Consider the following 14794-nt stretch of genomic DNA (forward strand, 5'->3'; position numbering starts at 1 on the left):
ATGGCCACGCCCGCGTACTCGGTGCTCATGTCCTGCTACGCCAAGGACCGCCCGGAGTGGCTGGCCCTCGCGCTGGACAGCATGGCCGCCCAGACGGCGCCTCCCGCAGAGATCGTGCTGGTCTTTGACGGGCCGTTCACCGAGCCCCTGCTTGCCGCCATCGACGCGTTCGACGCCGCCCACCCGGGCCTGCTCGTTCGTGTTCCGCTGAGGGAGAACGTGGGCCTGGGCCCCGCCCTCAACGCGGGCCTCGCGCACTGCTCCTGCGACGTCGTCGCGCGCATGGACGCCGACGACTACTCTCGCCCCGAGCGCCTTGAGCGCCAGCTGGCCAAGCTCGATGAGGGCTACGACATGGTGGGCTGCAACGCGGCCGAGTTCTCAGAGGACGTCGATCACCCTAACGCCTCTCGCATCATGCCCGAGACGCATGACCAGATCGTGCGCTTCGCCAAGAGGCGCGCCCCCTTCGTACACCCCACCTTCGTCGTGCGGCGCGCCGCGCTGGAGGCGGTCGGGGGTTATCGGAGCGTTCCCTACGCCGAGGACTTTGACCTGTTCATCCGTCTGCTCAAGGCGGGCAACCGGGGCTACAATCTCCAGGAGACGCTCGCGGACGTGCGGGTCGACGCCGGCGCGTACCGCCGTCGCGGAGGTCTGCGCTACGTCTGCGACATGCTCTCGTTCAACGCGCTCGAGCTGCGCGAGGGCTGGTTCTCCCCGGTGGACTTCCTCGTGCGCTCCGCCGCCAACGTGGGCGTCGCGCTCGTCCCCAACGGCGTGCGGGACGCCATCTACAAGCATCTTTTGAGGAGGAGTTCCTAGTGTCACCCGCTGAGCAAAGGATCGCCACGGCCGAGAAGGGCGCGGCGGGTCCGTTCTCCCGTTTGGGCCTCGGCGTGAACGAGGTCCTTCTCGTCCTGATGGTCGTCGCGCTGAGCGTGCAGGGACCCAACCTCTTTGCTTTTGGCGGCATGGACTTCACGCTGGGGCACGCTCTCGTGGGTGCGGTCGGTGCTGCGGCGGTGGCGCGGGTGCTGCTCGCACATGCGCGGCCCGTCCTTCCCTCGGCGTCGATCAACGTGCTGCTCGTCGTGTTTGCCGCGATCACGCTCGTGGACACGCCGGCGCACGGCTTTGGCTCGACGATCCTCAAGTACGTCTTCCAGTACCTGGTGCTGGTGGTGGCGCTGAACCTCATGGTGCTCGTGGGGGGCGAGAAGAGCGAGCGGCTCGTGATGGCGGGCGCCTGGATCGTGTTGGCCATCGTGCTCGTCAACGCGGTTGCGCACGCCGGCGCGTTCCTCGAGTATTACGACCACCCGTGGGACGGTCATCCCAACTACGCGACGATTTTCTCGGGCGGCGTGAACCTGGAGGCCACGTGGCCGGCCATGCTCGGCGTGTTCTGCCGCAACAACCGCAGCGGCTGGACGTACCTGGGCATCACGTACGTCTTTGGTGCCCTGACGCAGAGCCGCGCGGGCCTCATGCTGGCCGTCGGCGCGATCGTCTACGTGCTGCTCATCAAGGACGCCGGGCGCCCGGCGCTGCGGCGCGTGCTCGTGGTCTGCGCGGTGGCGGCCCTGGCGGTCGTCTACACCTTCTACGGTCCGCGCGCGGGGTCCGTCCGCGCCGCCGCGGAGAGTCCGGTTCTCGAGGAGGAGACGCTAGACCCGGATGCGCCCCAGGGCATCCCCGGGCGCCGCGGCATCTGGATGGGCTCGGTCGAGGCCTTCTATGACGCGCCCGTCTTGGGTTACGGTGCCGGCAACGCGATGGACGCGGTGCGCGCCGTCACGGGCTACCCCTACCACGAGGACAACGTGCACAACTACCCGCTGCAGGTCCTTCTCGACTTTGGCCTGGTGGGTCTGGCGGTCTTTGCGGTGGTGGTCGTGCGCTTCCTCGTGCTGGGCGCTCGCGCGCACTTCCGTAGCCCGTTCGTGGCGTTCGTCGTCCTCTACCTGGTGGGCGGGATGATCCAGTTCAAGGGCGGTGAGCTGCTCGTGGGCTTTGCCCTGGCGGGCCTCGTTGCCTTTGGCTATGACATGCTGCGCGAGAGGGCCTAGCATGGGGGCCGCGCCGCGCTTCTCGGTGGTCATGCCCGTCTACAACGTGGGCGCCTACCTCGACGAGTCCGTCGGCTCGGTGCTTGCGCAGACCTGTTCCGACTACGAGGTCGTCCTCGTGGACGACGGCTCCACTGACGGCTCGGGTGAGAAGTGCGATGCGTATGCCGCCGCCCACGATAACTTCACGGTGATCCATCAGGAGAATCGCGGGCTGCTGCTGGCGCGGCGGGCGGGCCTCGCGGCTGCGACGGGGGACTACGTCGTCACGCTCGACTCCGACGACGCGCTGCGTCCGGACGCGCTCGCCGTGATCTCGGCTCAGATTGACGCGCATGCTCCCGATATCGTGGCCTTTGACTTCTCGCGCTCCGTCGACTTTGCGACCTTTGGGCCGAGCCGCCTGGGAATCGCACCCGGGTACTACGGAGCGGACGACTACGGCCTCCTGCGCGCCGAGGTGTGCGGCGGCCGGCACAACAACCTTTGGAGCAAGTGCTACCGCCGCGCCATCGCAGACGTCGACGCCGACTACTCCTCGTTACGCGGGCTCACGCACGCCGAGGACCTCCTGCAGCTCCTACCGATCGTGGACGCGGGGCGGACCTTCTCGTACGTGGGGGAGTCGCTCTACTACTATCGGCCCAACCCGGCGAGCGCCACGGGGAGCTACAAACCGCGCCAGCTCGATGACCTGTCCGCCGCGCTCGACGCGCTGCTGCGCCATGCGGCGGCGTGGGGCGACGAGTACCTGCTCGCCGCGCGCAAGGGGGCGCTTCTTCAGGTGAGCTATCTGCTGCACATGCTCGTCTCTTCGCGGCCGGGGACGAGCGCCTTGCGCGAGCAGGTGACGCGCATCCATGACTACGCGACGGGTGCGGGGCTCTTCGGTCCGTGGGAGCATGACCTGCGTCCCGACAAGCGTCTGGAGGTCCGGGCGCTCGAGCGCGGCAGCTGGCGCGGCGTCGTTCAGCTCGTTCGTGCCTTTGAGGCGCTCAAGCGGGTGCGCGACGCCCGCGCGAGGCGGTGAGCGGCGTGCCGGTCAAGGACGTCGTCAAGGGCGTGATCCAGGGGGCGGTCCTCTCCGGCCCCGTCTACGCGCGGCTTCGCTCGGCGGCCCTGCGGCGCCCTGTCACTGAGGTGCCGGACGCGCGCGAGCGGCTGGAGGCCATCTCGCTCCGGCCTCGCGGCATGCGCGCGGAGCCGACACCCCTGCCGCCGGCGACGTTGGACATCAGCGCGATCGTCCCCGTCTACAACGTCGAGAAGTACGTGGGCGCCTGCCTCGAGTCCATCCTCGGGCAGGAGCTCGACGGCACGCTCGAGGTCATAGCCGTCATCGACGGCTCGCCGGACGGCTCCGAGAAAATCGTCCGCTCCCTTGCCGAGAAGGACGCGCGTCTGCGCGTGGTGACGCAGGAGAACGCGGGTCTCTCGGCGGCGCGCAACGCTGGCATCGCGCTCGCCCGTGGCCGCTGGCTCGCGTTCGTCGACTCGGACGACCTGCTCGCGCCCGGGCACCTTGCCGCCCTTCTTGCCCGCGCTCGTGAGGGCGGGTGCGACGTTGTGGGCTCCCTCTGGCGGCGCATAAGCGAGGACGGCGTGGTGGGCGAGCTCGGCGAGCCCGTGCGCACGCACATGGCGCCGTGGGGCCGGCTGTATAGGCGTGAGGTCTGGGAGCGGCTGCGCTTTCCCGTCGGCTGCTGGTACGAGGACCTGATCACGCCCTGCTGCATCCAGCCGCTCTTTCACGAGGAGTTCGTCGATGACGCGGGGTACCTGTACCGCAGCCGGCCGGGCTCCATCGTCGAGGAGAGCTCGTCCAACCCCAAGGCGCTCGACTCCTACTGGGCGCTCGAGGAGATGCTGGGCTGGCGTGACGAGCTGGGCATCGTTTACGGACAGTCGGACTACGACCGCATCCTGCGCCTGATGGGCCCGCTGCTCATGGGGCGCACCACGTTTCTGGATGACGCTGGCCGCCGCGCGCTCTTCTCGGCCTGTTGTGACCTGCTGGCGTTCCTGGACGAGCTGGGCGACGCCCGGACGACGCTCGGCGGGGCGTGGCCCGACGCCGAGCGCGCCCTGCGTGAGCGGCGCTACGAGCTGTGGTGCCTCGCCTGCGCCGCGCTCGTCCGCGAGGAGGGGAGCATCAAGCTCGCCACTGCGTGGCGCATCTATCGGCAGGCGGTGAGGCGACGATGAGGGTCGGAATCGTCACGTTCCACTGTGCGTACAACTTTGGGTCCGCGCTGCAGGCGTGGGCATTGCTGCGCACGCTCGGGACGCGCGGGCACGAGGCGCACGTCGTGGACTACCGCGGGCGCGACTTTGACCAGTACCGCCTGATCCAGACCTTCTCGCCCAAGGCGTTTCTCGCGAGTCTTGCGTTCTACGGGTCCAACCGCCGGCGCCGAGACTCCTTTGAGCGCTTCATTGCCGAGCGGCTTGTGCCGACCGCGCGCTACGGTGTGGATGACGAGGCGCGCATGGCCGCCGAGCTGCCGGAGCGGTTCGACTGCTTCGTGTGCGGGAGCGACCAGATCTGGAACCTCGACTGCACCTGCGGTCCGGTCGGCCCCTACTTCCTGAGCTTCGCCGGGGGAGTGCGACGCGTGGCCTATGCACCGAGCCTCTCGCACACTGCGTTCGCGTCGGAGAACTTTGGCCCCGCGCAGCGGGAGCAGATCGCTTGCTGGCTGTCGCGCTTCTCGGCTGTTTCGGTGCGCGAGGCGTCGACAGCACCGCTCTTCCAGCCGCTCTGCCCCGTGCCGATCGAGACCTGCCTCGACCCCACGCTGCTTCTGGACGCGGCGGACTATGACGCCATTACGACCCCCGTGACCGAGGCGAAGGATACCCTCCTCGTCTACATGCTCGAGAAGAACCCCGAGCTCGTGGCCTATGCGGCGCGCCTCGCGCGCGAGACAGGCGTCTCGGTGAGCTACGTCTCCAAGCACCGCTTGGACTTTGGTGTCCCGGCGCGCAACTACTATGGCGTGGGGCCCTCGGAGTTTCTCGGCCTGGTGCGCGGCTGCTCGGCCGTGGTGACCAACTCCTTCCACGCCACGGTCTTCTCGCTGCTCTTTGGTGTGCCGTTCCAGACGTTTGTCACGGAGCGCAGCGGGTCGCGCATGCGCGAGCTTCTCGCCGAGCTGGGCCAGGAGAGCCATCTGGTGGACGGCTCCGTGCTGACGGTTCCGACGGCGGTGCCCCCCGAGGTGCTGGCGCCGCGCCTGGAGAAGCTGCGTGCGAGCTCCCTGGCGTTTCTCGACCGGGCGCTCGCGGAGTAGACTGGTCACCTATGGGAGAGGCGAGAAGACTCATAAAGAACACCGGCATCATCGCCGTGGGCGGAATGGCGACCAAGCTGGTCCAGTTCCTGCTGCTGCCGCTGTACACCTCGGTGCTCGCGCCGGCGGAGTACGGCGCCGTGGACTACCTCAACACGATCGCGCTCTTCTGCGTGCCCGTAGCGTCGCTGCTCATGGATGAGGCGCTCTTCCGCTTTTTGATCGACTGCCGCTCCGAGGCCGACCGTCGCCGGGCCGTCACGGCCACGATTGGTGTGCTCGCGGTGGGCTGTGTGCTGTTTGCCGTGCTCATGGGCGTGCTCGACCTGATCTTCCACCCCGAGAGCTTCTGGTGGATCGTGGCGCTCGTCTATGCGGGGGTGCTGCTGCAGGTGGTCTCCGCGCTGCTCAGGGGCTTTGGTGACACGACGGGCTACGCGCTCGCCAACTTCCTCGCCAGCGCCATCATGATCGTGCTCAACGTGCTCTTCATTGCGGTGCTGCGCTGGGGCGTGAACGGCATGCTGGCCGCCACGGTCATCGCCCAAGGGGGCATCGCGCTCGTGTTTGCGGTGCGAAAACGGGTGTGGCGCTTCGTTGACCTACGGTCGATCGATCGTGCGTACATGGGGCGGCTCGTCCGCTACTCCGTGCCGCTCATCCCCAACAAGGTCTCCTGGACCATCATGAACATGCTCGACCGCCTGGTCATCATGATGTCGATCGGTCCGGCGGCGGCCGGCCTCTACGCGGTGGCGTACAAGTTCCCCAACGTGATGGACCAGATCTACGGGTTCTTCTACCAGTCCTGGAAGGAGAGCTCCGCGCGCGCCCTCAACTCCAGCGAGGACGAGGTGGGCTTCTACAACCGGATCTACTGCGCCCTTAGGCGTCTCATGATGAGCGTGGTGCTGGGCATGACGGCGCTCATGCCCTTTGTCTATGACCTCATGATCGACTGGCAGTATCACGAGGGTATCCTCTACGTGCCCATCCTGCTGCTGGCCACGTACCTGAGCAACATATCGGGGTTCTACGGGGGCATCTTCACGGCCCACAAGGACACCAAGATCATGGGTACCACCACGATCGTCTCCGCGCTCGCGTGTCTTGTGCTCAACCTGCTGCTCATCCCGCGCTTTGGGCTCTACGGTGCGAGTTTCGCCACGATCGCGGCCATGTTCATGGTGAACGAGTACCGACGGGTCAAGGTGCGCGCGTACGCCCGGCTCGTCGAGGACCGCCGCGAGCAGCTTGTCACGCTCGCGTGCCTGGCCGCCACGTTCGCCTGTTTCTATCTGGAGGCGTACCTGGATCTGACGTGGCTGCTCTATGTGGGTCTAGCCGTCTCGGTCGCGTTCTTCCTGTGGGCCAACATGGACATGTTCCGCTTGGGCGCCCGGATGGCCCGCGATATGGTGGGTGTGAGGCGCAATGGCTGAGCCCGGCCGCGCAGTCCCCACGCTCTTCTCGTCTGCGGACGAGTGTTGCGGGTGCGGGGCGTGCCATGAGGCGTGCCCGGTGGGTGCCATCAGCATGCACGAGGATGAGTGCGGGTTTACGTATCCCCGCATCGACGCTGACGCTTGCGTCCGGTGCGGGCGTTGCAAGCAGGTATGCGGCTTTCAGCGCGGGCTGGGATGGGTCACGGGGCCGCGCGCCTACGCTGCGGCGACGGTCGAGGACGAGATCGAGCGGTCGGCCTCCGGGGGCGTCTTCGGCGCCCTGGCGCGCACGACGGTCGCGCGTGGCGGCGTCGTCTTTGGCTGTGCGTACGAGCAGGAGGAGGACGGTCTTCTCGTCCGGCACCGCGCGGCTCGGACGGAGGGAGAGCTCGAGGGACTCTATGGGTCCAAATACGTCCAGAGCTCGGCGTCGGCGTGCTTTGGCGAGGTCGAGCGGGAGCTGAGGGCCGGCCGCGAGGTGCTCTTCTCGGGCACGCCGTGTCAGGTCGCCGGCCTGCGGGGTTATCTGGGTCGTCCGTATGACGGTCTGCTCACGGTGGACATCGTGTGCCATGGCGTCCCGAGCGAGCGTATGCTGCGGGAGTACCTGCGGGGCCTGGAGGGCTCGGGCGCGCGCGTGACGGACGCGAGGTTTAGGCCCAAGTGCGACGGCTGGTCGGAATCGCTGCAGCTCGAGCTCGTGCGTGCCGACGGGGCACGGAGGTGCGTCCCGTCCGGACGGTCGAGCTACTACGACTGCTTCCTGCGCCTGGAGACGCTGCGTGACAGCTGCTACGCGTGTCCGTTCGCGGGGCCGCTCCGCCCGGGCGACCTCACGATCGGGGACTTCTGGGGCATCGAGGAGGTACGCCCCGATCTGCTCGATGATGCCGGCGGGCCGTTCAGCCTCCGGCGCGGGGTGTCATGCCTGCTCGTGAACACCGACGCGGGCGCGCGCTGGCTTGAAGAGCTGGGCAAGAAGATCGTGCGCGAGCCGGTCGCGTTTGAGAACGTGGCGCTGCACAATGACCAGCTGCGCCACCCGGCCGAGAAGCCTGCCGGCCGCGCGGCGTACCTAGCGGCCTTTGCCGACGGCGGCTGGGACGCGGTCGAGGTGCTGTGGCGGCGTGCGGCACGGCGACGTCGCGCGTTGCAGGTCGCCAAACGCTGCGTGCCCCAGCCGCTCAAGCGCGTGGTCAAGCGATTGCTGGGCCGCTGAAGTTACTGTCCGACGTTCTTCTCGTCTAATCATTTATAAGATAATTATTTGCAAATACAGCGGATAACGGGGAGCGATATCGTGAGAGGAACGGTGGAGTCGATTTGTCCCAAGTTCGAGCGACGGATAGCTGCCGAGCGAGGAGACGCCGCCTTTGAGGCGCGCCTTGTCGAGGCGGTGGGCCGAGGGATCGCGGACATCGAGACGGGCCGCTATGCCACCTCAGTTGACGAGGCGTTCGAACGGGCTGAGGAGCTGAGGAGAAAGCGCACCTAGGGCGGAGCTTCGACTTGCCGACGATTTTGTTAAGGCACTTGTCGAGGTGTCTTCCGAGCACGTTTTGAGGGTTCGGGGCGCGCTGGATAGCCTGCCGGCCTCTCTCGAGCTGGGTCGGCAACCGTGCTCCGCTGTCTGAGGTCCGGCATGGCAAGGGGCTGCGACAGATCACCATCTCGACGCTCCTGATTGTGTATCGTTATGACGGAAGCACGGTCGACGTGCTTGCCCTGGTCTACGGACCGGCGGTGGTCTAGCGCGGCGGCGCGAGAGAGGATTCCAACATGCCTGACACCTTCAACCCCACCAACATCATCGTCACCGGCGGGTGCGGCTTCATCGGCTCCAACTTCGTGCACTACGTGGTCAACAACCACCCCGGCGTGCACGTGACGGTGCTGGACAAGCTCACCTACGCCGGCAACCCCGAGAACATCGCCGGCCTGCCCGAGGATCGCGTGGAGCTCGTGGTGGGCGACATCTGCGATGCCGAGCTGCTCGACCGTATCGTCCCCGGCCACGACGCGATCGTCCACTACGCGGCGGAGTCCCACAACGACAACTCCATCGCCGACCCGGAGCCCTTCGTGCAGACCAACGTGGTGGGCACCTACCGCCTGCTCGAGGCCTGCCGCAAGTACGACGTGCGCTACCACCACGTCTCCACCGACGAGGTCTACGGCGACCTGGCCCTGGACGACCCGGCGCGCTTCACCGAGGAGACGCCGTACCGCCCGAGCAGCCCCTACAGCTCCACCAAGGCCAGCTCCGATATGCTCGTCCGCGCCTGGACCCGCACCTACGGCCTGCGCACCACGATCTCCAACTGCTCCAACAACTACGGCCCCTACCAGCACGTGGAGAAGTTCATTCCGCGCCAGATCACCAACGTCTTGTGTGGCATCCGTCCCAAGCTCTACGGCGACGGGAAGAACGTCCGCGACTGGATCCACACCGAGGACCACAGCTCCGCGGTGTGGGAGATCCTCACGCGCGGCCGCTACGGCGAGACCTACCTCATCGGCGCGGACGGCGAGAAGGACAACATCACCGTCCTGCGCGAGATCCTGCGCGCGATGGGCCAGCCCGAGGACGCCTTCGACTGGGTTCGCGACCGCCCCGGCCACGACCGTCGCTACGCGATCGACTCCACCAAGCTCCGCCGCGAGCTGGGCTGGCAGCCGCGCCACACCGACTTCGCGAGCGGCCTCGAGGCCACGATCGCGTGGTATCGCGACAACGAGGCCTGGTGGCGCCCGGCCAAGGAGGCCACCGAGGCCAAGTACGCCGCCCAGGGCCAGTAGCGCGGTTCTTCTCGGCAGGCATATCTGAGTGGAATGGGCTCCGGATATGATCCGGGGCCCCTTTTCTTGGGGGTGCCTCAGAGCGCGTAGAGCTCTTCGAGCGTTACGAGGTGCACGTCAGCTCGGTGGGCACACTTCTCGGCGGTTGCTTCGGAGACGGCCCGCTTGGAGAACAGGTAGAGGTGCGAGGCATGGTATCCGCGCACCAGGTCGCGCTTAGCGATCTGTGCGCACCGCAGCCGAGTAAAACGCCTTTTCTAAACGTCTCCGATGCCGAGCAATGTCTCGCCCTTCTCGGTGAGAGCAAAACGAAGAGGGCGCCCGCTGACCTTTTTGGCGAACCCGATCTCTTCAAGAGCTTTCACGTGCTTTCTCGTCATCTCACGGTGGAGGCCGAGATACTCCTCCATAACCTCAATTGGCACGTCGGGGAAGGCGCCGAATAGGTCAAACTGTGCGAGCATGAACAGGAGGTCACGCTGTTTGTCCGGAATGGATGCTTGCTCGGACAGCCGTTCGAGGCCTCTCTGCACGATTTGGAATTGGCCGCTCCTAATCTCCAGGTCGCTGAGGATGCGCTGTTGGGCGACGTCAACATATGTGAGCAACATGATGACGAATGGCGTGAGCTCGCCATGGTTGAGCGGGTGTTCGACCTCCCGGAACGCCTTGTAGTACGGGCTCCTGTTCTCTGCGATGACACGTGAGAGGGAGAGCGCCGTAAGCGTCGAGAGGGACTGGCTGAGATAGAGTGCCAGCAGGTAGCGACCCGTTCTGCCGTTGCCGTCGTAGAACGGGTGCGTGTACTCGAAGATGAAGTGCGACGCTGCGGCACGATATGTTCCAGGAATGTCGGGAGAGGATGCAAGGCCGATCATCTGAGACAGCGCGGAGATGATTCTGCTCTCGGGCGAGAGACCCTGATGTATCACTCGGCCGCCATCCCCGATGATGCTCACTTCCCCTTTCCGAAAGAGCGTCCCGTCCGGCGCATCCTCGCCCAGCTCCTCTCCTGACATGATGCGGTCGTAAATGCTCCTGATGTCTTCTGGGGTCTGGGGAAGAACGCGTGCGTTGTCGCTCAGCTCGAGATAGAGTCGCGCCAGTTCCCTAAATCTCCTGTGGCTTAGCTTGCTCGAATCTATGGGCAAGGTCTCCAGGAGCTCATTGATTTGTCTTCTGGTGCTGTATACGCCTTCGAGCTCGTTCGAACAGACAACCTCATCGATGACGAGGCTGCGGATAAGGGCGCCACGGGCGATGGCGGGAAGATTGGAGAGGGCGACGGCGATTTCCCGTTCACGCCCCAGAATGGTCTCGTTAAGCAGGGAGAGCTCACGAGGCGTGGCCAGGAAGAGCTCCTCGCCACCGATTTCAAAGCTCGTCTTGAATGTGGATTCCGCCTCACGACGAGATGCGGCAAGAGAGACGTTGTTCTCAAAGCGCTCATTGCCGGCGTCCATATGGAAGAGCTTCTCGAGGGACTGATAAGGCATACCGTTACCTCCGATGTCGAGAGAGTAGAACTATACCGCAAATCCGATGCTCTTATTTCTACTATTCCGTAAATAGTAGAAATAAGAGCGACCGCGGAGGCCTTCAGATTGGATTGACCGCGTTTTTGGTGGCGCCTGAAAGCGCGGCCTTCTCGCCCCCCGCGCGCATGTCATAATCTTACAAACGGAATAACCCGATTGCAGGAGGTAGTCGTGGCAGAGGTGGTTCGGCGCGCCCGCGTGGGCGTTCTGGGGAGCGGCGCGTGGGGCCTCGCGCTGGCGCGGCTCTTCTCGCACGAGGGGCACGACGTGACCGTGTGGTCCGAGTCCGCCCAGACCGTGGAGCGCCTGCGCGCCACGCGCACCATCCCGCTGCCCGGCGACCCGGACCTGCCCGAGGAGGTCGCCCTCACCGCCAGCGTCGAGGAGGCGGTGGCCGAGAAGGACGTGGTCGTCTTTGTGACCTCGTCGCGCTTCGTGCGCGGGATGGCCGCGCAGGCGGCTCCCCATCTGCGTCCGGACGTCGTGCTCGTGTGCGCGACGAAGGGCCTCGAGGAGGGCACGCTCGACACCATGACCGAGGTCATCGCCGGCGAGGTCGCCAAGGCTCGGCCCGACGTCGCTCCCGTGACCGTGGCCCTCTCCGGCCCCAGCCACGCCGAGGAGGTCGCCTTCGAGATGCCGACCGCCATCGTGGCGGCCAGTCACGACGAGCGCGCCGCGCGGCTCGTCCAGGAGCTCTTCTCCAACGACGCCCTGCGCGTCTACACCAGCGCCGACGTGCACGGCGTCGAGCTCTGTGGCGCCATCAAGAACGTCATCGCCCTCGCGTGCGGCATCGCGCGCGGTCTGGGCTTCGGCGACAACTCCTCGGCCGCCCTCATCACGCGCGGCCTCGCCGAGATCCGCCGCCTGGGCACCGCGCTTGGTTGCGACCAGGAGACCTTCTTCGGTCTGGCCTGCACCGGCGACCTGGTGGTCACGGCCGGCAGCCTCCACAGCCGCAACCTGCGCTGCGGCAAGCTGATCGGCTCGGGCGTGCCCGTCGACGAGGCGGTTGCGCGGATCGGGGCCGTCGTGGAGGGCCTGAACGCGCTGCCGGCGGTGCTGGAGCTCTCCGAGCACTGCGGCGTCGAGATGCCGATCTGCGAGATGGTGGGCCGCGTGGTCTCCGGTGAGGTCGCGCCCGAGGATGCGACCGGCCTGCTCATGGGTCGCGAGCTCAAGCCCGAGGGCCCCGCCGCGTACGAGGCGTAGCGCGGTCGCCGCGCGGGGCCCGGCCGCCCCGCGCGGCGAGACAGAGAAACGGCACGGAATCGCGTCTGTTGGCGCCCGATTCCGTGCCGTTTCTCTGTTTGGGCGGGCACGTCCCCGGAGTCAGCGCGACAATGGCGAGAAGAACCGCGCTCTCGTTAGGGAGGTCGCCATGTCCGTCGTCGCCGCGTTCGCCGTGCCGCATCCGCCGCTCATCGTGCCGGGGGTGGGCCACGGCCGCGAGGCGGGGATCGCCGCGACCGTTGCCGCCTACGAGGAGGTCGCGCGCCGCGTGGCCGACCTCGCGCCGGACACGCTGGTGATCTCCAGCCCGCACACCACCTCCTACCTCGACTACCTGCACATCTCGCCGGGCGCCGACGCGCGCGGGGACTTCCGTGACTTCGGCGACCGCGCGGACGGCTCGGAGGTGACCTACGACCAGGAGCTCGTGCGCGAGCTCGGGCGCGCGGCGGAGGCAGCCGGCATCCCGGCGGGCACGCGCGGCGAGCGCGAGGCCGCGCTCGACTGGGGCGTGCTCGTGCCGCTCCACTTCATCCAGGCGCGCTGCCAGGGCTTCAAGGTGGTGCGTATGGGGCTCGCGGGCTTCTCGCCGCTCGAGCACTACCGCCTCGGCCGCCTCGTGCAGCAGGCCGCCGCTCGCCTGGGCCGGCGCGTGGTCTACGTGGCCTCCGGCGACCTCTCGCACAAGCTCGCTGCGGACGGCCCCTACGGCTTCTCGCCCGACGGTCCGGTCTTTGACGAGGCGGTCTGCGACGCCCTCGCCACGGGCGACTTCCTTCGCCTGCTTACGATGGACCCCGGCCTCTGCGAGCGCGCGGCGGAGTGCGGCCTGCGCTCGTTCCAGATCATGGCCGGCGCGCTCGACGGCACGCCCGTCCGTGCCGAGCTGCTCTCGCACGAGGGCCCCTTCGGCGTGGGCTACGGCGTCGCCGCCTTCACGCCGACCGGCACGGAGGGCTCCGACCCCGCGCGCCGCTTCGAGGGCGCCTACCTCGCGTGGCACGAACGCGCGCTCGCGCGGGTGCGCGCTGCCGAGGACCCCTACGTCCGCCTGGCCCGCGCCTCGCTGGAGCACCGCGTGCGCACGGGGAAGACGCTGTCGCTGCCGGCCGACCTTCCGCCCGAGCTCACGGAGCGCCGCGCCGGGGCGTTCGTCTCCCTCAAGAAGGACGGCCGGCTGCGCGGCTGCATCGGCACCATCGCGCCCGTGCGCGCGAGCCTCGCGGAGGAAATCGTGGAGAACGCGGTCTCGGCCGGCTGCCATGACCCGCGCTTCTCGCCCGTAACCGCAGACGAGCTCCCGGAGCTGGTCTACGACGTGGACGTCCTCGGCGAGCCGGAGCCCGTGCGCGACCGCACTGAGCTGGACCCGGCGCGCTATGGCGTAATCGTGAGCACGCCCGACGGCCGGCGCGGCCTGCTGCTGCCCGCGCTCGACGGCGTGGACACGGTGGAGGAGCAGCTCCGGATCGCGGCGCGCAAGGGCGGCATAGCGCTGGGCGAGAAGGACGTGCGCCTGGAGCGCTTCGAGGTGGTGCGCCACCTATGAGCGGCGCGGCCATCTGCGACGTCTGCCCCCGGCACTGCCGGCTGGCGCCGGGCGCGCTCGGGTTCTGCCGCGCGCGGCGCAACGCGGGCGGCGCGGTCGTGCCCGAGGCCTACGGCCGCGTGACGTCGCTCGCGCTCGACCCGGTGGAGAAGAAGCCCCTCGCGCGCTTCCATCCGGGCTCCTACCTGCTCTCCGTTGGCGGCTACGGCTGCAACCTCGCGTGTCCGTTCTGCCAGAACCACCAGATCTCCCAGGCGGGCGAGAAGGACGTGACGTGGCGCGAGCTCCCTCCGGAGGACCTCGTGGCGCTCGCGGACGAGGCGCGTCGTCGCGACCCACGCGTGATCGGCGTCGCGCACACCTACAACGAGCCGCTCGTGGCGTGGGAGTACGTGCGCGACGCGGCGCTTCTCGCTCGCGAGCGGGGCCTCGTGACCGCGCTCGTCTCAAACGGGTGCGCCGACCTGCGCGTCATTGACGAGCTGGCGCCGCTGCTCGACGCGGCGAACATCGACCTCAAGGGCTTCTCGCCCGCGTTCTACGACGCGTGCGGCGGCGCGCCGGACAGCCTCGACGCCGTGCGCGCTACGATCGGGCGGCTGGCGGCCGAGCCGGGCTGCCACCTGGAGGTCACGACGCTCGTGGTCCCCGGCATGAACGACACGGAGGCCGAGGTGGACGCCATTGCCGCCTGGCTGGCCGCCCTCCCCGGCGACGTCACCTACCACGTGACGCGCTGCTTCCCGCGTTGGCGCATGGCGGGCGCCCCCGCCACGCCCGTGGCCACCGTGCGCCGTCTCGCCGACGTGGCCCGTCGCCATCTTGCCCACGTCTACGTCGGCAACTGCTGAGCGCCGCGCGG

13 protein-coding genes are annotated in these 14794 nt (G+C 67.7%); 12 read left to right on the forward strand and 1 reads right to left on the reverse strand.

Annotated features, from left to right (window positions below; genetic code table 11):
* From H6A07_RS05035 to rfbB, 9 genes are all read left to right on the forward strand, one after another.
* Positions 1 to 825 carry a glycosyltransferase gene (locus H6A07_RS05035; RefSeq protein ID WP_204813836.1) on the forward strand — a complete coding sequence of 275 codons (825 nt, stop codon included), beginning with the start codon at positions 1 to 3 and terminating at the stop codon, positions 823 to 825.
* Positions 825 to 2072: an O-antigen ligase family protein gene (locus tag H6A07_RS10370; RefSeq protein WP_204813837.1), complete on the forward strand. Its 1248-nt coding sequence runs from the start codon at positions 825 to 827 to the stop codon at positions 2070 to 2072. The genes H6A07_RS05035 and H6A07_RS10370 overlap by 1 nt, the downstream gene beginning before the upstream one ends.
* A 1-nt stretch (position 2073) precedes the next feature.
* Positions 2074 to 3102, forward strand: a complete 1029-nt coding sequence (locus tag H6A07_RS05045) for a glycosyltransferase family 2 protein (RefSeq protein ID WP_204813838.1) — start codon at positions 2074 to 2076, stop codon at positions 3100 to 3102.
* Between the two features lie 5 nt (positions 3103 to 3107).
* Entirely contained in the window at positions 3108 to 4277 is a 1170-nt protein-coding gene (locus H6A07_RS05050; RefSeq protein ID WP_204813839.1) for a glycosyltransferase, read from the forward strand.
* On the forward strand, positions 4274 to 5365 hold the full coding sequence (locus H6A07_RS05055; protein ID WP_204813840.1) for a polysaccharide pyruvyl transferase family protein: 1092 nt from the start codon (positions 4274 to 4276) through the stop codon (positions 5363 to 5365). Before H6A07_RS05050 ends, H6A07_RS05055 begins: the two co-directional genes overlap by 4 nt.
* A gap of 11 nt (positions 5366 to 5376) precedes the next feature.
* Positions 5377 to 6807: a lipopolysaccharide biosynthesis protein gene (locus H6A07_RS05060; RefSeq protein ID WP_204813841.1), complete on the forward strand. Its 1431-nt coding sequence runs from the start codon at positions 5377 to 5379 to the stop codon at positions 6805 to 6807.
* Positions 6800 to 8029, forward strand: coding sequence for a Coenzyme F420 hydrogenase/dehydrogenase, beta subunit C-terminal domain (locus H6A07_RS05065; protein ID WP_204813842.1), 1230 nt, complete (start codon positions 6800 to 6802; stop codon positions 8027 to 8029). The genes H6A07_RS05060 and H6A07_RS05065 overlap by 8 nt, the downstream gene beginning before the upstream one ends.
* 81 nt (positions 8030 to 8110) lie before the next feature.
* Complete coding sequence (locus H6A07_RS05070; RefSeq protein ID WP_239471076.1) at positions 8111 to 8305, forward strand: hypothetical protein; 195 nt, start codon at positions 8111 to 8113, stop codon at positions 8303 to 8305.
* Positions 8306 to 8589: 284 nt separating this feature from the next.
* A complete protein-coding gene (gene rfbB, locus H6A07_RS05075) occupies positions 8590 to 9609 on the forward strand; it encodes a dTDP-glucose 4,6-dehydratase (protein ID WP_204813843.1) in 1020 nt (339 codons plus the stop codon).
* 257 nt (positions 9610 to 9866) lie between these two features.
* On the opposite strand, the gene H6A07_RS05080 is transcribed toward rfbB, so the two are convergent.
* Positions 9867 to 11105 (reverse strand): Fic family protein, encoded by a 1239-nt coding sequence (locus H6A07_RS05080; protein ID WP_204813844.1) that lies wholly within the window; start codon positions 11103 to 11105, stop codon positions 9867 to 9869.
* 213 nt (positions 11106 to 11318) lie between these two features.
* Between H6A07_RS05080 and H6A07_RS05085 the strand changes: the two genes are divergently transcribed.
* The 3 genes from H6A07_RS05085 (at position 11319) to amrS (ending at position 14783) form a co-directional block, all read left to right on the forward strand.
* Positions 11319 to 12362, forward strand: coding sequence for an NAD(P)H-dependent glycerol-3-phosphate dehydrogenase (locus H6A07_RS05085; protein ID WP_204813845.1), 1044 nt, complete (start codon positions 11319 to 11321; stop codon positions 12360 to 12362).
* 169 nt (positions 12363 to 12531) lie between these two features.
* Entirely contained in the window at positions 12532 to 13932 is a 1401-nt protein-coding gene (amrA, locus tag H6A07_RS05090) for an AmmeMemoRadiSam system protein A (protein WP_204813846.1), read from the forward strand.
* Entirely contained in the window at positions 13929 to 14783 is an 855-nt protein-coding gene (gene amrS / locus H6A07_RS05095) for an AmmeMemoRadiSam system radical SAM enzyme (protein ID WP_204813847.1), read from the forward strand. Before amrA ends, amrS begins: the two co-directional genes overlap by 4 nt.
* The last annotated feature ends 11 nt before the right edge of the window (positions 14784 to 14794 follow it).

The organism is Olsenella uli (assembly GCF_016899935.1).
Classification (GTDB): Bacteria; Actinomycetota; Coriobacteriia; order Coriobacteriales; family Atopobiaceae; genus Thermophilibacter; species Thermophilibacter uli_B.